We start from the raw sequence: 20640 nt of genomic DNA, 5'->3' as shown, positions 1-20640 counted from the left end.
CGGCGAGCGTAGACTATGTAATCCAATGTGAACGGTCACATCGAAGGTGACCGCCCGTCGCGAGGAAGATCTTGTGAGCACCACAGCAACGTTGCCGGTCGTGTCAGGCCCCATCCTGGAGATGCGCAGCATCACCAAGGAGTTCCCGGGTGTCAAGGCGCTGTCCGACGTGTCCATCACCGTCCGCGCAGGCGAGATCCATGCGATCTGCGGGGAGAACGGCGCCGGGAAGTCGACCTTGATGAAGGTCCTTTCCGGCGTGTACCCCTACGGCACGTACGAGGGGGACATCCTGCTCTACGGCGAGGAGCAGCGCTACCGCGACATCGCGGCGAGCGAGCAGGCCGGAATCGCGATCATCCACCAGGAGCTCGCGCTGATCCCCGAGCTCTCGATCACCGAGAACATCTTCCTCGGCAACGAGATCCGCAGCTTCGGCAAGATCGACTGGCGCGCACAGCGCCAGCGCACGGTCGAGCTGCTGGCTCGCGTCGGCCTGCGTGAAGACCCCGACGTGGCCATCAAGACGCTCGGCGTCGGCAAGCAGCAGCTGATCGAGATCGCCAAGGCCCTCAACAAGGACGTCAAGCTCCTCATCCTCGATGAGCCCACCGCCGCGCTGAACGAGAACGACTCGCAGCACCTGCTCGATCTGATCCTGGGTCTCAAGGCCAAGGGCATCGCGTCGATCATGATCAGCCACAAGCTCAACGAGATCGAGCAGATCGCCGACGAGATCACGATCATCCGTGACGGTCGCACGGTCGAGACGCTCGACATCTCGCGCGGTGAGATCAACGAGGACAGGATCATCCGCGGGATGGTCGGACGCTCGCTCGAGAGCCGATACCCGGACCGCACCCCCGAGATCGGGGAGGTCTTCTTCGAGGTCAAGGACTGGTGGGTTCAGCACCCGACCGTCTCCGAGCGCATGGTCGTCAAGGGATCGAACCTCAACGTCCGCCGCGGTGAGGTCGTCGGCATCGCCGGGCTGATGGGCGCGGGCCGCACCGAGTTCATGATGAGCATCTTCGGCCGCTCCTACGGCAACTTCCAGGGCGGACAGATCATCAAGGACGGCCGGGAGATCTCGATCCCCGATGTCTCGTCCGCCATCAAGCACGGACTGGCCTACGTGAGCGAGGACCGCAAGGTGCTCGGCCTCAACCTGCTCGACACCATCAAGCGGTCGGTCGTGGCGGCCAAGCTGTCGAAGATCTCGAAGCGCGGCGTCGTCGACGAGCGCGAGGAGTACTCGGTCGCCGAGCGCTATCGCAAGGCGCTGCGCATCAAGACGCCGAGCGTCGAAGAGGGCGTCGGCAAGCTCTCGGGAGGAAACCAGCAGAAGGTCGTGCTGGCTCGGTGGATGTTCACCGACCCCGACCTGCTGATCCTCGACGAGCCCACCCGCGGCATCGACGTGGGGGCGAAGTACGAGATCTACGCGATCATCAACGAGCTCGCCTCGCAGGGCAAGGGAGTCATCGTCATCTCCAGTGAGCTGCCCGAGCTGCTCGGCATCTCCGACCGCATCTACACAGTCTTCGAAGGTCGGGTCACCGACTGCATCCCGGCCGACCAGGCGACACCCGAGGCCCTCATGCGCAGCATGACCTCCGCGACTCAGAAAGCATCAGCATGACCACCGACCTCACGACAACGAAGCGCGGCTTCCACTTCGGCGACATCCGCAAGATGTTCGGAAGCAACGGCACCTCGTCGCTGCGCCAGTTCGGCATCCTGGGCAGCCTCATCGTCATCATCGCCCTCTTCGAGATCCTGACGCTGCTCCGCAACGGGCCGAACGGCGCGACCCTGACGTCGGGCAACCTGATCAACGTCATCAACCAGTACTCGTTCATCCTGATCCTCGCGATCGGCATGGTGATGGTCATCATCATGGGGCACATCGACCTGTCGGTAGGCTCGGTGGCGGCGTTCACCGGCATCATCGTCGCGAAGTCGATGGCCGACTGGAACCTCCCTTGGCCGGCGGCGATCCTCCTCGGCCTCGGTGTGGGTGCCCTCGTGGGTGCCTGGCAGGGATTCTGGGTGGCGTATGTCGGGGTGCCCGCGTTCATCGTGACGCTCGCCGGCATGCTCTTCTTCCGCGGTGCGCAGCAGTGGATCGGTGACGCTCAGACGATTCCGGTGCCCAAGGGCTTCCAGGTGATCGGCACCGGCTATCTGCCCGAGGTCGGGCTTCCGCTCGACTTCAACGTGCCGACGATGCTCCTCGCCCTGGTCGCTGTGGCGTGGCTGGTCTTCTGGGAGATCCGCACCCGTCGCCAGCAGCACAAGATGGGCTCCGACAGTGCGCCTCTGTGGGTCAGCGTGGTCAAGGTCGTGCTGCTCTCGGTCGTCGTCCTCGCCGCGGCGTGGATGTTCGCGACCGGTCGCCCCGGCACGAGCTTCCCGGTTCCCGGTCTGATCCTGCTCGCCCTGGTCATCATCTACTCGTTCATCACTCGCAACACCGTGTTCGGCCGTCACATCTACGCCGTGGGTGGCAACCGTCAGGCAGCCCGCCTCTCGGGTGTGAAGGACCGCTGGGTCGACTTCTTCGTCATGATGAACATGTCGATGATGGCCGCCCTCGCCGGCATGATCTTCGTCGCCCGTTCGCAGGCGTCCGGACCGAACGACGGCACCGGCTGGGAGCTCGACGCCATCGCATCCGTGTTCATCGGTGGCGCCGCCGTCGCCGGTGGCATCGGCACCGTGATCGGATCGATCATCGGTGGTCTGGTCATGGCCTTCCTCAACAACGGTCTCGCTCTGCTCGGCCAGGGTGCCGACGTCGTCTCGATGATCAAGGGCCTCGTGCTCCTGCTCGCGGTCGGCATCGACGTCTGGAACAAGCAGCAGGGCCGCCCGTCTCTCATCGGTTTCATGATGCGTCGCTCGAGCCGCCAGCAGGACCCGGCCACCGAGACGTTCGAACCCAACAGGACTTACCAAGCCCCTCCCGTCGACAAGACAAGGGCCGAGTAAGCGGAATCTCCGCGCAGTGCTCGCACGCAGAATCCGTCACATCACACAGAAAGAGATCACATGAAGAAGATCATCGTCACAGCGACAGCGCTCGTCGCGACGGCTGCCTTCGCACTCACGGGCTGCTCCGGTGAGCGCGGCGGCGGAACCGACACGGGATCCGGCGAAGAGGCCGAAGCAGGCTTCGAAGCAGGCTCCCCGATCGGTGTCGCGCTTCCCGACAAGACCAGTGAGAACTGGGTCCTCGCGGGTCAGCTCTTCACGGACGGCCTCGAAGAGGCCGGCTTCAAGGCCGACGTGCAGTACGCTCCGGCGAGCAACACGGTCGCCGAGCAGCAGAACCAGATCCAGGCCATGGTCACCAACGGTGCCAAGGTCATCATCATCGGCGCGAAGGATGGCAAGCAGCTCGCCACCCAGGTGCAGGCCGCCAAGGATGCCGGCGCGTACGTGATCGCGTACGACCGTCTGATCGAGAACACCGAGGCCGTCGACTACTACGTCGCGTTCGACAACTTCAAGGTCGGCCAGCTGCAGGGCCAGGCTCTGCTCGACGGACTCGCCGAGCGTGCGGGCCACGAGGCTCCGTACAACATCGAGCTCTTCTCTGGCTCGCCGGATGACGCCAACTCGAAGGTCTTCTTCGACGGCGCCATGGACGTGCTCCAGCCGGAGATCGACAACGGCAACCTCGTCGTCGTGTCCGGTCAGACCGAGATCGCGCAGACCGCGACCGAGGGCTGGCTTCCGGAGAACGCGCAGAACCGCATGGACACGCTGCTGACCTCGTCGTACAGCGGTGACACGGTGGTCGACGGTGTGCTGTCGCCGAACGACACCCTTGCTCGCGCCATCATCACGTCGGTGCAGCAGGCCGGCAAGCCGGTTCCGGTCGTCACGGGTCAGGACTCCGAGGTCGAGTCGGTGAAGTCGATCATGGAGGGCATCCAGTACTCCACGATCAACAAGGACACCGCGCTGCTCGTCGAGCAGTCGATCAAGATGGTCGGCCAGCTGCAGGCGGGCGAGACCGTCGATGTCAACGACGAAGAGTCGTACGACAACGGCGCGAAGATCGTTCCGGCATACCTGCTCGACCCGATCATCGTCACGAAGGAGAACGCCGCTGAGGCGTACGCCAACGTGCCGAGCCTCCTCGAGATCGTGAAGTCGTACCAGTAAGCGATTCCGCTCGAACAACGACGAGCCGTCCGGACCTTCGGGTCCGGGCGGCTCTTCGCCATGTCGGGTCGACTTTTCACACCGCGCGCGGGCGAGCCGCTGGCGGGAAGCGGACGTCCTGTTGGAGGACGTCCGCACACGGTGCGCTAGCCCCAGAGGGGGTCGTCGGGATCGGGAGAGTCTGTGCCGTCGGCATCTGTCATGATGCGCGCGTCAGCGATCCACGACGTCAGAGCGCCATCGCGAAGGAGATGAGGTCGCGGTGTGTCGAGCAAAACGGAGGCGGTCACCTTGTCCAGCGGCTCATCGCTCGCGAAGATGACGACGTTGCCGAGTGGCCCTTCCGCATCTTCCGGCTCTGTGTCGAGCACGACAGCGACGTGATCGAACACGGTGCTCAGGGTCGCGGCCTGTCGTCGTGAGTATTCGAACGGATGCCCGTCGAGCAGGTTCACGGCGACCACGCCCGCTGCTGCGGAGCGCGCGGCGACCCGGCGGTAGAACTCCTGGCTGGCCACACGATGCCGGATGACGGCGGCATCCCAGAGATCGACGACGGTGAAGCACGCCTCCACCCAATCGGTGTCGATTGCGGTGCGATAACTCGCTGTGTCGTCAAGTCCGGGGGACGGAGATGACTGCACCGGCGATGTCTTCTCATTCGGAAAAGCGGCGTCCGCGACCGCACGAGCGTCACCGAGGATGACTCGTATGTCAGACCCGGGAGGCAATGGCAGCGCGTCGATGACGGCGGCGTAGAGCGCGGGTTCGAACTCCACCACCAGCTGAGGTGACCCGGCGCGCGTCGCCTGGACGTAGCGTGCCAGCGTGAGTGCTCCGGCCCCCAGATGCACGGTGAACAGCGGCGCTTTCGGCTCGGCGGCGGCATCCATTGCGCGGGCGATGTGTTGGGTGTAGCTGTACTCGAGGGAGGTGGGTTCGGTGATCGAGATGACGGACTGCGCAATTCCATCCACGCTGAGCTCGAAGCGACCGGGTCGCCTTCTCGACTGCACCAGCTTTGCCTTGCGGTCGCCTAGTGAGAGCGAGAACACCCGGCGACTCCATGGCACCTGTCTAGTTTAGGCCGGAGGGGATCGGTCGGCGGCTGCCTCTCGAGGAGCAGAGCGCCGTAGGCGAATTCGCTCTCGGAAGGCCGAGCCTCCTCGAGATCGTCGAGTCGCACGAGAAAGCGATCAGTCATCTGGCAGAACAGGGCCGCTCGGACCTTCGGGGCTAGGGGATCTTTCCTATTGGCGTGCTGCTGTGGTGCGTCCTTCAGCAGCCGACGCCGGCCGGGTTCTCGTCGCAGGTGTGGGCGACGAGCGCGGTGCGGGCTTCGAGGATGCGGATCTCCTGCGTGGCGCCACTGGTGGTGAGCTGCCCGGGAACGTCGATCCATCCGCCGCCGAGGTCCACCTGCGCGGTGTACCGGATGTCCACGCGGGCCCGGTACACGCCCGGTTCGCGGTAGACGTGGCTGGTCGGGGTCGGTGTGAACTGCGCCTGGCCGAGCGCCTCCCACGTCCGCCCCGGCGTTGTCAGTGTCGCCGAGCTGCCGTCGCCGTAGGTGTAGTCGTATCCGGCCGGGACGAATCGCACGCGCAGTGGCACGCCGAACAGCTCGCCGCCTTGGATCTGCGGTGTCGCAGCGGCGGTGAAGTTGGTCGGCATCCCAGCGATCCCGACGTTTCCGGGTTCGGCGGTGGCGAGGACGGATGCCGGGGCGAACCGCGCGAGGTCGGAGATGGTGATCGTCGGAGTGCCCGTCGCCGGCGGGGCCGTTGCCGGGGCAGCGGGCCGATTAGGGCGGGGTGCGCATCGCGTGGTGCCCGAGTCGTCCATGCACGCCGCGAGGTCGATCGCCTCCTGGCTCGGTCCCGACGGCGTGCCGGGGCCGGATGGACCGCCGGGGCTGCCTGGTCCGCCGTTGCTCTGTCGCGAGCTCGTGCCGGGATCGATGCTGGGCTGCTGTTGTTGCGTGCCCGAGATCGTAAGAGACGAGCCATCCGTGGAGCCGCACAGGCCCATCTTCTCCACGGCACTGGCGCAATCTGATGAGGCACCTACCGCACTAATCGGTGCCGTTAGAAAAAGGCCAAGCATCAAGAATCCGGTTGCAACCTTGCTCAACATGAGCCCTCGTCCGCTGAGCTCTCAAGTGTGATCCGCAGGCGCGAGTGATCTCCGGTGAACTGGACGACCTGAGAGACAATATCGCCGCGATCCGGGGGAGTGACATCCACGCCGTCCGAGTTCAGAACTCGCAGCTCGGACACGTCGATGCAAACGTAGCCCGTCACCTCCGCGATGCGGTCGTCAATACTTGCGTTCGTGCCAAGAAAGGTCGCGACCGTGGCTTCTCCGCTGGCGCGCAGTCCCCACTCCCGAAGTGAGTTTTGTGCGTCGATGTCACTCCCTAGTGCCAACCCCGCAAGGAATATCTGCGGGTTGGGCTCTGCCTCGCCTCGAATTCGTGCGTTGCCAGCATCGTTGTACGCCCGGTACACCTCTTCTGCCGCCGCGAACGCCTCTTCCTCGCTGGCGAAGGCGGGCGTCTGCGTGGGAACCGGCGTAGGCCCCGGTGCGCACCCGAGCAGCTGCCCCAGAGCGGTCGCGATCATCGCGACAGTCACACTTCTTGCGCGTGTCGTCAGCGGTCGAGGAGTCGGCGAGGGTCGCGAGCGAGGAGGGGTCACCGCGCCACCGTAGCCAAAGGGGAATAGGTGCTGTCGCAGTTATCCACAGCGCGAGGCGGCGACCGGGTCTTCCTCAGAACGGTGCGGGCACAGCATCCTCCGTCACGGTGAAGGTCACCGTGTTCGGTGCAGGAGGAGTGTCGACATAGGTTCGGCCGGTGGGACTCGTCCACTCCACGACTCCGCCTGGCTTCTGCTCGACGTGCCAGGGGGAGTGGTGTTTCAGAACATGATGTCGGCGACAGAAGGACGCGAGGTTCGTCTCGCAGGTCGCGCCACCCGTCGAGGCAGCATGATTGTGGTCGAGATCGCACTTGCGAGCCACGATCCCGCAGGTGGGGAAGCGGCATCGCTGGTCCCGCGCACGCAGGTGCCTGCGCAGGTGACGGCTCGGTCGATACCGGTCGACCGCGAGCACTCGACCGCTGATCGGATGCGTCAGCACCCGATCCCACCCCTTCGTCTGGCCCGCCATCTTGCGCGCCGTGTCGACATCGATCGGGGTCCGTCCGTCGAGTTCGGCGGGCGGTGCCGTATCGGCATCCGACGCCTCGTCCGCATCGTCATGCATCAGGGTCGTCACCGGAACGGTGATCTCGATCCGGGCGTTGATGGCTCCGAGCAGTCCGTCTTCGCTGTCGTGACCTGTCGGCTGCCCGCTGAGCACCAGATCGGCGAGCAGATCGGCACGGATCTCATCGACCGTCCGATCATCCGGCTCGAACTCGCTGCCGTCGCGAGCTGCCTGTCGCTTCGCGCGAAGGTTCTCGTTGCGCAATGCGTGCGCCATCTGCGAGAGACGGTCGAACATGCCGTGGACGAGCGCGGCGGGCGCGTGCGTGTGCAGAGCCGCCATTCCGTCGTCGCCGTCCGTCACCCAGACGCGCCGCTGGGACCTCGCTCGACGGTGTATCTCCGACACGGTCGTCGAAGCGAACCGCTCGGCGACTCGCCGGGCCAACGCACGCAGACGGTTGGGCGACTCCGCCTCGGCGATCGGAAGGATGACCGCGGAGTACTTCTCACGATCGCTGGGCGACTCGATACCCGACCCCGCGTCGACGATCACCCGAGAATGAGCCGGGCTGATCCGCCCAGCCCCCTGCGCCGCCCACACGGCCGGAAACTGGTCGACCAGCAGCTCTGCGGCCGCCATCCGCCGCTCGATCGTGCGATCGCTGACGCGCTGCACTGCACCGATCTCGGCAGCCACGGTGCGAAGAGAGTGGTCGCCTCTGTCGGGGTGATCGCCCTGCTTGGCGATGTCGATCGCCAGCCGCCCGGCGATCGCCAGCAGCCCGTCGCGTGCGGCGCTCATGCTGCTCAGGGTCGCCTCCGCGACCTGCAGCGCGTCGACGAGATCGGCGAGTGTCGCCATCTGTGCGTCCGTCGCGTCGAGCAGTGCTGTCATGTCATAAGTAGATCAGAGACCACCGACATTCGAAGATAAATACGAAACATTCCGATCTGGATATGATCACGGAAGAGTAACGGAAGCGTGCAACACTGACGGGATGCTCCTCCACGCGATCGACACCGGAACAGGCCCAGGCACGGTGCTCCTGCTGCACGGAATGATGGGGTCGTCCGAGAGCTGGTGGCGCCTGATCCCGCCGCTCACAGCCAACGGCCACCGCGTGATCGCTCTCGATCTGCCCGGTCAACGGCCTGTCGGAGCGCGACCCGCAGCTCACGATCGAGCAGGCAGCGGCCTCCGTGGTCGAGACGGCCAGGCACCTCGCCCCCGGGCGCCCGCTCGCAGCCATCGGCCACTCCTACGGCGCGAGCGTTCTCGCCGCGTCCTTCGAGATGCTGCAGCCCGACCTGTCTGTGTATGTCGACGCGGCGCTCTCTCTGACCGGGGGACACGACCGCGCGGCTCTCACGGCGCAGTATGCACGCGACCGCAGAGCGCGCCTGTCTCCGAAAGATCTGCTCGCATCCCGCCCCTTCTACTCCGCGCAGGATGCCGAGGTGGAGGCTCGCGCCGCCGCACTCTTCGACCCGGCGACGACAGCGTCGATCTCCTGCGACACGGATCACTCCTGGCTTCCCGACGCCGGCTCGATCGTCCTGCGGGCAGAACCGAGCGCATGGGTCAGCGACGACGACGCCCGCAGATTCGCGGCGAACGGCGCTGACGTCCGCAGCATCCCCGGGGCCGCGCACACCATCTGGTACAGCCACTTCGACGCATTCACTGCGTCCCTCCCCGAACTCTTCGGCCCACCGCCACCGTACGCGCTGTCATAGCCTCGGATCATGACGACCGCGATGCCACCCTCGAACGCGGTGCTCGCGGACTTCGGGATCCCCGCCGCGGATCACGAGGAACTCCGGAACCTCCACGGAGGCCGCGGTCTCACCTGGCGTGCGGCCGACACAGTCCTGCGCCCCTCGGCCGGCGACGGAGAGACGCTGTGGAAGGCGAACGTCCTCGCGCATCTGCCGCACACCTCGGCATTCCGCACGCCGCGCCCGATCCCGTCGGCATCCGGAGCGTGGACGGTCGCCGGCTGGGAGGCCTGGGAGTGGCTGCCCGGTCACACGGATGAGACCCGCGTGGCCGACGTGCTCGCCGCCGCCGCCGCGTTCCATCGAGCCGTCGCCGACCTCGATCGTCCGGACTTCCTCGATGCCGCGCGCGACCCCTGGGCGCGGTCGGACAGGATCGCCTGGCAAGAAGAGGACCTGCCGCCCGGCGACGCACTCCGGCGACTCGCTGACGCCTTCAGGCCCGTCGCCGCCCCGGCCCAGATCATCCACGGCGATCTTCTCGGCAACGTGATGTTCGAACGGGGGCAGCCCCCGGTGATCATCGACTGGGCTCCGTACTGGCGTCCGGTCGGCTTCGCCGACGCGATCGTGTTGGCCGATGCCGCGTGCTGGCATCGTCTCGCACCGGCGGACATGCTGAGGCTCGCAGACGACAGAGCAGACGGGCGCCAGCACATCATCCGCGCCCTCGCGTTCCGCATCGCGACCTTCCAGCTCCTGGGCGTGTGGGATGCCGAGATGGAGGCGCGCCATGCTCCCGCTGTCACCGCAGCGCTCAGCTGACCGGCTCACCCAGCGTGCCCGACTACCCTGGGGAGTGATATGGCACATCTTCTCGGGGCAGAAGCCCTTCATCTCGAATATCCGACGAGGGTCGTCTTCGACTCCGTGACCCTCGGCATCGAAGAAGGTGACCGCATCGGCATCGTCGGCCGCAACGGCGACGGCAAGTCGAGCCTCCTGGGGATGCTGGCAGGCCTCAAGGAGCCGAGCTCGGGCCGCGTCACGGTGCGCGGCGGAACCACCATCGGCGTCCTCGACCAGGCCGACACCCTCAGCGACGACCTCACGATCAGCGCCGCGGTCGTCGGCGACACCCCGGAATACGAGTGGGCGGGCGACCCCCGCATCCGTGACGTCATCGAGGGACTGCTGAAGGATCTGCCGTGGGATGCCGAGATCGGCTCTCTCAGCGGTGGTCAGCGTCGTCGCGTCTCGCTCGCCAAGCTGCTGACGGGCGACTGGGACGTCATCGCGCTCGACGAGCCCACCAACCATCTCGACGTCGAAGCCATCACCTGGTTGGCCGGGCACCTCAAGAAGAGGTGGAGCCCGAACTCCGGAGCGCTCATGGTCGTGACTCACGACCGATGGTTCCTCGACGAGATCTCGACCGAGACCTGGGAGGTGCACGACCGCATCGTCGAGCCCTTCGAGGGCGGGTACGCGGCATACATTCTGCAGCGCGTCGAACGCGACCGGATGTCGGCCGCCACCGAGGCCAAGCGACAGAACCTCGCGAAGAAGGAGCTCGCGTGGCTGCGCCGAGGCGCCCCTGCTCGCACCGCGAAGCCGAAGTTCCGCATCGACGCCGCCAACGAGCTCATCGCCGACGTGCCCGAGATCCGCGACAAGATCTCTCTGCAATCGCTCGCGGTGTCGCGCCTGGGCAAGGACGTCGTCGACCTGCTCGACGTGGGAGTCACCTATCCGACCGCCGACGACGGCACGCGAGAGGTGCTGCGTGACGTCGAATGGCGCATCGCGCCGGGGGAGCGCACCGGCATCCTCGGCGTCAACGGCGCCGGCAAGTCGACGCTGCTGGGCCTCATCGCCGGCACCGTCGAGCCGACCGTCGGCCGCGTGAAGCGCGGCTCGACCGTGAAGGTCAAGACGCTCACGCAGCGCCTCGACGAACTCGAAGACGTGCGGCGAGAGCCGGTGCGAGTAGTGATCTCGCGGCTGCGCACCTCGTACACGATGGGCTCGGGCTCGAAGGCGCAGGAGCTCACGCCCGGGCAGCTGCTCGAGCGGCTCGGCTTCGACTCCGCCCAGCTCTCCACCCCGGTGAAGGATCTCTCGGGAGGCCAGCAGCGTCGACTGCAGCTGCTGCTCGTGCTCCTCGACCAGCCCAACGTGCTGATCCTCGACGAGCCGACCAACGATCTCGACACCGACATGCTCGCGGCCATCGAGGATCTCCTGGACTCGTGGTCGGGAACCCTGCTGGTCGTCAGCCACGACCGGTACTTCCTCGAGCGCGTGACCGACCAGCAGTTCGCGATCCTCGACGGCCACCTTCGGCATCTGCCCGGCGGCGTCGACGAATACCTGCGGCTGCGTCAGCTGCAGACCTCGGCGCCCGGCAAGTCTCAGACTGCCGTCAACACCGAGAAGAAGGCCTCCAGCCTCGACGGCGCCGCCCTGCGTTCGGCGCAGAAGGAGGTCTCTTCGCTCGAGCGCCGCATCCAGAAGCTCACCCAGCAGGTCGACAAGGCGAAGTCCGCTCTCGCGGAACACGACCAGTCGGACTTCGCGGGCCTCGGCGACAAGATGAAGGCGATCAGCGATCAGCAGGCCGAGATCGAGCAGCTCGAACTCCGCTGGTTCGAGCTGACCGAAGAACTCGACTGATTCGGGGTCTCGCCATTCGGCCGTAGCGGGAATACGGTGGCAGTGCGATGCGCTGTGCTCTGGGCGGGGTTCGATGCCATCTGGGATCGCACAGCTTGATCCTGCGGTACCCGGGAGGTTCAGATGGAAGGACTCGAGGTCACCGTCCTGATCGGACTGACGATCCTCGTTGGCACGATGCTGGCGCCGCGTGTGCGGCTCGCACTGCCGCTCGTGCTCGTCATCCTGGGTCTGCTGCTCGGCTTCGTGCCGCAGCTGCGCGAGATTCAGCTGCCGCCCGAGACCGTGCTGCTGCTGTTCCTCCCGGTGATGCTGTTCTGGGAGAGCCTGACCACGTCGCTGCGGTCGATCCGCCGCGACTTCCGTTACATCCTGCCGATGAGCACCCTGCTCGTCGTGGCATCCGCCTTCGCCGTCGCCGGAATCGGGCTGCTGTTCGGGATGCCGTGGGAGACCGCCCTCATTCTCGGCGCTGCCGTCGCCCCACCGGACGCCACGGCCGTCGCCGCCCTCGGACGCCTGCTGCCGACGCGCATGTTCATGAAGCTCAAGGCGGAGAGCCTGACGAACGACGGCACCGCCCTGGTGCTCTATGCGATCGCCATCTCGCTGGCCCTCGGGGGCAACGTGACGCCGCTGTCGGTGACCATGTCGGTGCTCACCTCGTACGTCGGAGGCATCGCCGCCGGTGTCGTGGTCGCCGCGCTCGGATACCTGCTGCTGCGTCGCACCTCCTCGACGATCGTCATCAACGTCACACTTCTGCTGATCCCGTTCTCGGCGTTCCTGCTGGCCGAGATCGTGCATGCGTCCGGCGTCCTCGCCGTCGTGGTCGCCGGCCTGATCGTCGCCTATGTGTCGCCTCGGGTGACGACCGCCTCGTCTCGACGTCAGGTCGCGGCGGCTTGGCCCTTCGGGGTCTTCCTGCTCAACGGCGCGCTCTTCGTCCTGATCGGGCTCGAGGTGCAGTTCGTCGCGCACGAGATCTCGGCCGCGGCGATCGGCCGTCTGGTGCTGATCACGCTCGCCGTGTGGATGACGCTGCTCGTCGTGCGCTACCTCTTCCAGGTGATGAACGCCCCGTTCCAGCGACGCAACCCCGCGCGCCCGTCGCGCGGTGCGCGGGCGCGTTCGATGGCGGTGTCGACCGTCGCAGGCATGCGAGGTGCGGTCTCGCTCGCGATCGCGCTGTCCGTGCCTGCCTCCAGTGCGACCGAAGGCGAGATCGCGGGGCGTGACGAGATCGTCTTCGTCACCGCCGGGGTGATCCTGCTGAGCCTGCTCGTGCAGGGGCCGCTCCTTCCGGCCATCGTGCGCTGGGCCCGATTCCCGGTCGACCACGCCGAAGACGAGGAGTACGAGCTGGCCGAGCGCACCATCTCGGGCGCGGCACTCGCAGCCCTCGATGACCTCGCGGTCGAGCACGGCGTCGGACAGGAGATCCGCGACAAGGTGCGGGCCGAGGGCTACCAGATGCTCGAGTTCTCGAACGCGCGCGCCCTGGCCCGCGAACAGGCCATCGTCGACGCCGAGGCGCAGGCGCTCGATGTGATGCTCGACGAGCCGGATCCCCTCGGCCGCGGCTCGATATCCGAGACGGGGGACGCAGGAGCGGATGCTGCGCCGACGACGGTGCGGATGCCGGATGCGACGCGCATCGTCGACGATGAAGACGGCACAGAGGGCGAGGTGAGGACCCTGCAGATGCTCGCGACGTCGGTCGACGTCGACGTCATGCAGCGCTCACCGCTGCTGCGCCACGAGGAGCACACGCGTCTCAAGCTCGCCCTCCTCGACCGCAAGCGCGAGGTGCTGCTCGGGCTGCGCAGGGACGGCACCGTCGACGACCTCGTCGTGCGTCGCATCTCGGCGCGACTCGACCTGGAGCAGGTCAGGCTGCAGGGCATCGAGGACTACGACTGAGAGCTGTGACGCTCTGTGACGCTCGATTGTCGCGCACTGCGTCGCCCTGCCTAACGTATTCGAGTCCCCCAAGAGAGGAACCCGAACACTCATGTCCATCACAGCATCCCGTCGGACCACATCCGTCATCGCCGCGCTCGCCGCGGTCCCGCTCTTCGTCGCACTCGCAGGCTGCGCCACCGCATCATCCGACGCCGGCGCAGGCGGCGGTGACTCCGAGAACGAGACCGTCAAGATCGGGGTCGTCGGCAAGGGAGACGCGCAGTGGGCTCCTTTCGTCGAGGCGGCCGCTGACGAGGGCATCACGGTCGAGCTCGTCGACTTCGGCTCCTACGAGCAGCCGAACCCCGCGCTCACCGAGGGTGAGATCGACCTCAACCAGTTCCAGCACATCGTGTACCTGGCCGAGTACAACAGCGCCTCGGGCTCCGACCTGACGCCGATCGGCTCGACCGCGATCTACCCGCTGGGCCTGTACTCGAAGAAGTACGACGACGTCGACAGCATCCCCGAGGGCGAGACCGTCGCCGTCCCGGATGATGCCTCGAACCAGGCGCGCGCACTCCTCGTGCTGCAGTCGGCCGGTCTCATCGAGCTCAAGAGCGGCGGAACGATCTTCTCCGACCTCGCCGATGTCGACACCGACAAGTCCAAGGTGAAGGTCACCGCCCTCGAGGCCGCCCTGATCCCGACGTCGCTGCCGGATGTCGCCGCGGCGATCATCAACAACGACTTCGTGGAGGACTCCGGTCTCACCTTCGACGACGCGATCGCGCAGGACGACCCGGAGGACCCGAACGCGCTGCCGTACGTGAACATCTTCGCGTCGCGCGCCGAGGACGCCGACAACGAGACGTACCTCAAGCTCGTCGAGATCTTCCAGACGAACGAGGACGTGCAGGCAGGTCTGATCGAGTCCTCGGGTGACACTGCGGTGCCGCTGCAGACCCCCGCCAAGGATCTCGTCGCCTCGCTGAAGAAGGTCCAGGAGGACACCGAGGCCAAGAAGTAGGACGACCGGGTGCAGAACACCCCCGTCCGATGAGGGAGAATCGGGTGGCGCTTCGTGCGTCACCCGATTCTTCGTTCCCGAAGCAGACCGGAGCACCACATGCCGATCGTCACCCTGACGAACGTCTCGAAGACCTACCCCTCCCGCACCCGTGAAGACGCCGAGGTCGTGGCCGTCGACGACGTCACCCTCTCGATCGAGAAGGGCGATGTCTTCGGCATCATCGGATACTCCGGTGCGGGCAAGTCGACCCTTGTGCGGCTGATCAACGCCCTCGAACCGGCGACCAGCGGCACCATCACGGTCGACGACGTGGACATCACCTCTCTTCGGGAGAGCGAGCTGCGCAAGGTCCGCGGGGGGATCGGCATGATCTTCCAGCAGTTCAACCTGTTCGCCTCGCGCAGCGTCAAAGCGAACATCGCGTACCCGCTAAAGCTCGCCGGCTGGTCGAAGGCCGACATCGAGACGCGGGTCTCCGAGCTCCTCGCCTTCGTCGGCCTCGCCGACAAGGCCAAGGCGTATCCCGAGCAGCTCTCCGGCGGTCAGAAGCAGCGCGTCGGCATCGCCCGCGCCCTGGCCACGGGCCCCGCCATCCTGCTCGCCGACGAGGCCACCAGCGCCCTCGACCCGCAGACCACGCACGAGGTGCTGGATCTGCTCAAACGGGTCAATCGGGAGCAGGGCGTCACGATCGTCGTGATCACACACGAGATGGACGTCATCCAGACGATCGCCACCAAGGTCGCGGTCATGGAGAACGGTCGCGTGATCGAGCAGGGCGATGTCTTCGACGTCTTCTCCGCTCCGCAGAACCCCGCGTCGCAGCGCTTCGTCGGCACGGTCGTGAAGGGCATCCCCTCGCCGTCCGAGCTCGGTGTGCTGCGCGAGCGCCACCGAGGCCGCCTCGTCACGTTCTCGTTCCGCGACGGCGACTCGTCGCAGGCGCAGGTGTTCCTCGACCTCGCCGGGGCGGGGCTCGACTTCGAGCTCGTGTACGGCGGGATCAACGACATCCGCGGGCGGGCCTTCGGCCACCTCACGCTCGCGATCCGCGGCGAGAGCGCCGTGATCGACCGCACCCTCGGGGAGATCTCGCAGCGCGTCGAAGTCACCGAGATCGCCGGAGAGGAGGCGCGCTGATGGACCGTCTGAACGAACTGTGGCCCGAATTCTGGAAGGCCGCGCTCGAGACCCTCTACATGACGTCGTTCGCGCTCGTGCTCGGCGGCATCCTCGGTCTCGCGATCGGTGTCATCCTCTACGTCACCCGCCCCGGCGGGCTCGCCCAGAACCGACCTGTCTCCGTGGTCGCGAACCTCGCGGTGAACTTCTTCCGCCCGATCCCGTTCGTGATCTTCATGGCGGTCGCGCAGCCGTTCGCCCGCGTCGTCGTCGGCACCGGGATCGGCACCACTGCCGGAGCGTTCATCATCGGTCTCGCCGCGGCCTTCGCGATCGGCCGCATCGTCGAGCAGCACCTCGTCTCGGTCTCGCCCGGGGTCATCGAGGCCGCCCGCGCGATGGGCGCCGGCCCCTGGCGCATCCTGTTCACCGTGGCGATCCCCGAATCCCTCGGACCGCTCATCCTCGGTTACACATTCATCGTCGTCGCGCTCATCGACATGACGGCGATGGCCGGTCTCATCGGCGGCGGCGGTCTCGGAGCGTTCGCGCAGATCTACGGCTTCCGTCAGTTCGAGCCGCTCGTGATGTGGGCGGCGATCGTTCTGATCGTGGTGTTCGTGCACCTCGTGCAGATGCTCGGCACGCGGCTAGCGCGCAAGATCATGCGCCGCTGACCGGAGCCTCCTGAAGCGTGCGCGTCGTGGAGAACACCCTCGGCGCGCCGCTCAGCGGATCGATGAAGTGCAGTTCGCGCGCGAGCAGCTGCATGGGGTGATCGAAGTCATCCGGCCGCTCGCCGCGCAGCTCGGGATAGAACGGGTCGTTCAGGATGCCGAGGCCGAGAGCGGCGAGGTGCACCCGCAGCTGATGCATCTTGCCGCTGTGTGGGCGCAGCAGCGTGTGCACGACGCGCTCGTCGGCACCGAGCACCTCGATCAGCGTCTCGGCGTTGGGCTCGCGTTCGTCGTCGACCTGGACCTTCAGCTCGTTGCGCAGCTTCACGATGTGATTGCGGTAGACGAGGGGGAATCGCGCCGCCTCCCAGTCGGCCGGACGGGCGGAGACCGCCTCATAGACCTTCTGCACCTGTCGGGTCTCGAACAGCAGCTGGTACGGGCCTCTCGTGGCCGGGCGCGCCGAGAACATCAGCACCCCGGCGGTCGCCCGATCGAGTCGGTGGATCGGTGCGAGCTCGTCGTTGCCGAGCAGGTTGCGGAGGCGGATCAGCGCGGAGTTCTGCAGGAACTTCCCGCCGGGGATCGTCGGGAGGAAGTGCGGCTTGTCGATGACCACCAGGTCGTCGTCCTGATGGATGACCTCGATCTCGACCGGCAGGCGCGTCTCGACGGGAGGATCGCGGTAGTACCAGATGAACTCCTCGACGCCCAGCGGCGTGTCCCGCGCCAGGGGCGTGCCGTCGCGGGCCACGATCTCGCCGCGGTCGAAGCGGCTGAGCAGACCTTCGGGGTCGAGGTGGAAGAAGCGGTCGATCATGTAGGCGCCCACCGTCGGCCAGTCGCCGCTCATCGGAACGTGCAGGCGCGTGGCGCCGACGCCGTCGCGCACGGGAAGAGGGGAGAGCATCGCCATGTCGTCAGTTCCTCACGCGTCGAAACTGAGGCTCAGCTTGCGCAGCAGCGCAGCCAGGCGATCGCGGTCGCCGCGCGACAGGGCCCGCAGCAGGTCGTCCTCGACGTCGACCAGACGCGTGATCGCGGCATCCACCCGGATCCGCCCATCATCCGTGAGCGTCACGAGCACGCTGCGGCCGTCAGCAGGGTCGCCTTCGCGCCGCACGAAACGACGCCCGACGAGACGATCGATGCGATTGGTCATGGTGCCGCTCGACACCAGTGTCTGCTGGAGGAGCTGCTTGGGGGATAGCTGGAAGGGCGCCCCGGCGCGGCGCAGCGCCGACAGCACGTCCCACTCCCAGGCCTCCAGATCGCTCCGGCGGAACACGTCGCGACGAGCGCGGTCGAGCAGCCGGGTCAGGCGATCCATCCGCGACAGCACCTCGAGGGGTGAGAAGTCGAGGTCGGGTCGCTGGGTGTTCCAGGCGCCGACGATCCGATCAACCTCATCCGCCTCAGTCATCCGTCCATTATCGCCGGTAGCACGCAGGCGGACATGGCAGACTTGACCCGCGGCTCCCTCGGGAGCAGCGGTCCGCCGTGGTGTAATGGCAGCACGACAGCCTTTGGAGCTGTTAGGTCTAGGTTCGAGTCCTGGCGGCGGAGCATGACTGGGAACAATCTCGCGATCATCATCCTCGCCGCAGGCCAGGGAACCCGCATGCGCTCGCGCCTGCCGAAGGTGCTGCACCCGATCGGCGGGCGCCCACTGGTGGGGCACGTCCTGACGACGGCAGGTCGCCTCGAGGCGGACCACGTCGAGGTCGTCGTGCGGCACGAGCGCGACCAGGTGGTCGCCGCCCTCACCGAGGACTACCCGGATGCCGTCTTCATCGACCAGGACGAGGTTCCCGGCACGGGCCGAGCGGTGCAGGTCGCGGTCGATGCGCTCCCTGCGGACTTCGACGGCGACGTGCTCGTGCTCTCTGGAGACTGCCCGCTCGCGGATGCCGACACGCTGCGCTCGTTCCTCGATGCGCACCGCGAGGCGGACGCCGAAGCGACACTCATGACCGCCGTCGTCGACGACCCGACCGGCTACGGCCGCGTCATCCGCGACGCAGACGGCGGTGTCGACCGAGTGGTCGAGCAGAAGGACGCCACGGCAGAAGAGGCCTCCGTCAGCGAGATCAACGCGGGCATGTACGTGTTCCGGGTCGCGACGCTGCGCAAGTACCTGCCGTCCGTCGGCGTGGACAACGCGCAGGGCGAGATGTACCTGACCGACGTTCCGGGGCTGCTCCGCCGCGACGGCAGCCGGGTGGCGGCATCCGTCGTCTCCGACGTCACGGTCACCTACGGCGTCAACGATCGCGCTCAGCTCGCCGAGGTCGGTCGTCTGCTCAACCGCCGGATCGTGCGGCGCTGGCAGCTCGAGGGCGTCACCGTGATCGACCCGGCGACGACCTGGATCGACGACGACGCCACCCTGGCGCCCGACGTCACGATCCTCCCGAACACACACATCCTGCGCGCCACGACGATCGCCGAAGGTGCCATCATCGGCCCCGACACGACCCTCGTCGACTGCGAGGTCGGTGAAGATGCGATCGTCCGCCGCACCGACGCCACGCTCGCGGTCATCGGCGCCGAGGCCACCGTCGGCCCCTTCTCGTTCCTGCGCCCCGGCACCGTCCTCGGGGCCCGCGGCAAGATCGGCGCCTACGTCGAGACGAAGAACGCCGAGATCGGCGAAGGCAGCAAGGTCCCGCACCTGTCGTACGTCGGCGATGCGACCATCGGTCGAGGCGTCAACCTCGGCGCCAGCACGATCACGGCGAACTACGACGACGTGAACAAGCACCGAACGATCGTCGAAGACGAGGTGCACACCGGGTCGCACACGACCCTCGTCGCGCCCGTTAGGCTGGGAGCCGGCGCCAAGACAGGTGCCGGCGCTGTCGTCCGCAAGGACGTCCCTGCCGGCTCCCTTGCCATGAGCGTCGCCCCTCAGCGCAACATCGAGGGTTGGGTCGAGAAGAACAGGGCAGGCACGGGCGCGGCAGACGCCGCAGCCCGATCCCGAGTGGCGGAGTAGGCAGAACGATGGCGCGCAAGAAGAAGACGGTCGATCTGGACAGGGACAACGGCATCGCTCCGGGTCTCGTAGCCAAGACCAAGAAGCGACTCGTGGTCGCCGGTGGTCGATCGCACCCCGCGCTGACCGCAGCGGTGGCCGCATCACTCGGAACAGAGGTCGTGCCGACCGAGCACCGCACCTTCGCATCCGGTGAGATCTACGCACGGTTCGAGGTGTCGATCCGAGGCTGCGACCTGTTCCTGATCCAGACCTTCGGCGAGCCGGTCAACGAGTGGCTCATGGAGACGCTCATCATGATCGACGCCGCGAAGCGCGCCTCCGCCAAGCGCATCACGGTCGTCGCCCCCTACTACCCGTACTCGCGTCAGGACAAGAAGGGCCGCGGCCGTGAGCCGATCAGTGCCCGCCTCGTCGCCGATCTGCTGAAGACGGCCGGTGCAGACCGCGTCATGAGCGTCGACCTGCACGCCGCTCAGATCCAGGGATTCTTCGACGGCCCCGTCGACCACCTCTTCGCCAAGCCCGTGCTGATGGAGTACTTCAAGAGCACGCTGAGCGCCGAGGACCGAAAGATCCTCACCGTCGTCTCGCCCGACATGGGGCGCGTCCGCGTCGCAGACACCTGGTCGGACAGCCTCGGGGCACCGCTCGCCATCATCCACAAGCGTCGCGACCCGAAGGTCGCCAACCAGGTCTCCGTGCACGAGATCGTCGGCACCGTCGAGGGGCGCACCTGCCTCCTCGTCGACGACATGATCGACACCGGAGGAACGATCGTGAAGGCGGCGCAGGCGCTGAAGGCGAGCGGTGCGCATCGCGTGATCGTCGCCGCGACGCACGCGATCTTCAGCGACCCGGCATCCGAGCGTCTGCAGGACGCGTCGATCGACGAGGTCGTGATCACCGACACGATCCCCCTGACCGAGTCGCGCCAGTGGGACAAGCTCACGATCCTCCCGATCGCCCCGCTGCTCGCCCGCGCGATCCACGAGGTCTTCGAAGACGGATCCGTCACGAGCATGTTCGGCGGCGACGCTTAGGCGACCCATACTTCGGACACAGCCCGCGCATAGATGCTGTCCCTACGGTCGAATCACACACACCGATCAAGGCCGG

Annotated in this window: 18 protein-coding genes, 1 tRNA gene and 1 pseudogene; 14 read left to right on the top strand and 6 right to left on the bottom strand. The window is 66.8% G+C overall.

All coding sequences use genetic code 11. The annotated features are described in order from the left end of the window. The first annotated feature begins 121 nt into the window (after window positions 1–121). From mmsA to OPU70_RS05215, 3 genes are read left to right on the top strand one after another with little or no spacing between them, the layout of a single operon-like run. Window positions 122–1642 (top strand): multiple monosaccharide ABC transporter ATP-binding protein, encoded by a 1521-nt coding sequence (gene mmsA, locus OPU70_RS05225; RefSeq protein ID WP_042537456.1) that lies wholly within the window; start codon window positions 122–124, stop codon window positions 1640–1642. After that, window positions 1639–2994, top strand: a complete 1356-nt coding sequence (mmsB, locus tag OPU70_RS05220; RefSeq protein ID WP_042537404.1) for a multiple monosaccharide ABC transporter permease — start codon at window positions 1639–1641, stop codon at window positions 2992–2994. The genes mmsA and mmsB overlap by 4 nt, the downstream gene beginning before the upstream one ends. A gap of 60 nt (window positions 2995–3054) precedes the next feature. Next, window positions 3055–4176, top strand: coding sequence for a substrate-binding domain-containing protein (locus tag OPU70_RS05215; RefSeq protein ID WP_042537406.1), 1122 nt, complete (start codon window positions 3055–3057; stop codon window positions 4174–4176). Between the two features lie 146 nt (window positions 4177–4322). Here the strand turns inward: OPU70_RS05215 and OPU70_RS05210 are convergent, their stop codons facing one another. The 4 genes from OPU70_RS05210 to OPU70_RS05195 form a co-directional block, all read right to left on the bottom strand. Further along, on the bottom strand, window positions 4323–5153 hold the full coding sequence (locus OPU70_RS05210) for a polyamine aminopropyltransferase (protein ID WP_498557276.1): 831 nt from the start codon (window positions 5151–5153) through the stop codon (window positions 4323–4325). A gap of 301 nt (window positions 5154–5454) precedes the next feature. Beyond that, entirely contained in the window at window positions 5455–6207 is a 753-nt protein-coding gene (locus OPU70_RS05205) for a hypothetical protein (protein WP_498557335.1), read from the bottom strand. A 98-nt stretch (window positions 6208–6305) separates the two neighbouring features. Next, the gene (locus OPU70_RS05200; RefSeq protein WP_498557275.1) at window positions 6306–6800 is read right to left on the bottom strand and encodes a hypothetical protein; all 495 of its coding nucleotides are present in this window, start codon (window positions 6798–6800) and stop codon (window positions 6306–6308) included. Window positions 6801–6948: 148 nt separating this feature from the next. Continuing rightward, the gene (locus tag OPU70_RS05195; RefSeq protein ID WP_498557274.1) at window positions 6949–8286 is read right to left on the bottom strand and encodes an HNH endonuclease signature motif containing protein; all 1338 of its coding nucleotides are present in this window, start codon (window positions 8284–8286) and stop codon (window positions 6949–6951) included. Between the two features lie 103 nt (window positions 8287–8389). Here OPU70_RS05195 and OPU70_RS05190 point away from each other — a divergent pair. From OPU70_RS05190 to OPU70_RS05155, 8 genes and pseudogenes are all read left to right on the top strand, one after another. Beyond that, a pseudogene (locus OPU70_RS05190) lies at window positions 8390–8527 on the top strand (alpha/beta fold hydrolase); the annotation flags it as partial. Next, window positions 8526–9128, top strand: coding sequence for an alpha/beta hydrolase (locus OPU70_RS05185; protein WP_498557334.1), 603 nt, complete (start codon window positions 8526–8528; stop codon window positions 9126–9128). The pseudogene OPU70_RS05190 and the gene OPU70_RS05185, both read left to right, overlap by 2 nt. Before the next feature lie 9 nt (window positions 9129–9137). After that, entirely contained in the window at window positions 9138–9935 is a 798-nt protein-coding gene (locus tag OPU70_RS05180) for a hypothetical protein (protein ID WP_498557273.1), read from the top strand. Between the two features lie 39 nt (window positions 9936–9974). Then, complete coding sequence (locus OPU70_RS05175) at window positions 9975–11786, top strand: ABC-F family ATP-binding cassette domain-containing protein (protein ID WP_498557272.1); 1812 nt, start codon at window positions 9975–9977, stop codon at window positions 11784–11786. A gap of 123 nt (window positions 11787–11909) precedes the next feature. Beyond that, a complete protein-coding gene (locus tag OPU70_RS05170; protein WP_498557271.1) occupies window positions 11910–13709 on the top strand; it encodes a Na+/H+ antiporter in 1800 nt (599 codons plus the stop codon). 91 nt (window positions 13710–13800) lie between these two features. Then, a complete protein-coding gene (locus OPU70_RS05165; protein WP_042537421.1) occupies window positions 13801–14721 on the top strand; it encodes a MetQ/NlpA family ABC transporter substrate-binding protein in 921 nt (306 codons plus the stop codon). Window positions 14722–14820: 99 nt separating this feature from the next. Then, window positions 14821–15864 (top strand): methionine ABC transporter ATP-binding protein, encoded by a 1044-nt coding sequence (locus OPU70_RS05160; protein WP_498557270.1) that lies wholly within the window; start codon window positions 14821–14823, stop codon window positions 15862–15864. Further along, complete coding sequence (locus tag OPU70_RS05155; protein WP_042537425.1) at window positions 15864–16523, top strand: methionine ABC transporter permease; 660 nt, start codon at window positions 15864–15866, stop codon at window positions 16521–16523. The genes OPU70_RS05160 and OPU70_RS05155 overlap by 1 nt, the downstream gene beginning before the upstream one ends. Here OPU70_RS05155 and OPU70_RS05150 read toward each other — a convergent pair. Both OPU70_RS05150 and OPU70_RS05145 read right to left on the bottom strand, forming a co-directional pair. Beyond that, on the bottom strand, window positions 16510–17433 hold the full coding sequence (locus OPU70_RS05150) for a pseudouridine synthase (RefSeq protein WP_197065946.1): 924 nt from the start codon (window positions 17431–17433) through the stop codon (window positions 16510–16512). The genes OPU70_RS05155 and OPU70_RS05150 overlap by 14 nt on opposite strands. Before the next feature lie 18 nt (window positions 17434–17451). Next, window positions 17452–17946 (bottom strand): MarR family winged helix-turn-helix transcriptional regulator, encoded by a 495-nt coding sequence (locus tag OPU70_RS05145; RefSeq protein WP_042537429.1) that lies wholly within the window; start codon window positions 17944–17946, stop codon window positions 17452–17454. Between the two features lie 71 nt (window positions 17947–18017). Between OPU70_RS05145 and OPU70_RS05140 the strand changes: the two genes are divergently transcribed. The 3 genes from OPU70_RS05140 (at window position 18018) to OPU70_RS05130 (ending at window position 20564) form a co-directional block, all read left to right on the top strand. Then, a tRNA-Gln gene (locus OPU70_RS05140) sits at window positions 18018–18089 on the top strand. Window position 18090: 1 nt separating this feature from the next. Continuing rightward, entirely contained in the window at window positions 18091–19521 is a 1431-nt protein-coding gene (glmU, locus tag OPU70_RS05135; RefSeq protein WP_475436500.1) for a bifunctional UDP-N-acetylglucosamine diphosphorylase/glucosamine-1-phosphate N-acetyltransferase GlmU, read from the top strand. A gap of 8 nt (window positions 19522–19529) precedes the next feature. Continuing rightward, window positions 19530–20564, top strand: coding sequence for a ribose-phosphate diphosphokinase (locus OPU70_RS05130; RefSeq protein ID WP_042537432.1), 1035 nt, complete (start codon window positions 19530–19532; stop codon window positions 20562–20564). Window positions 20565–20640: the final 76 nt, after the last annotated feature.

Source organism: Microbacterium sp. SWDP-B6 (assembly GCF_059803615.1).
This window is presented reverse-complemented; position numbering and strand designations above follow the sequence as displayed.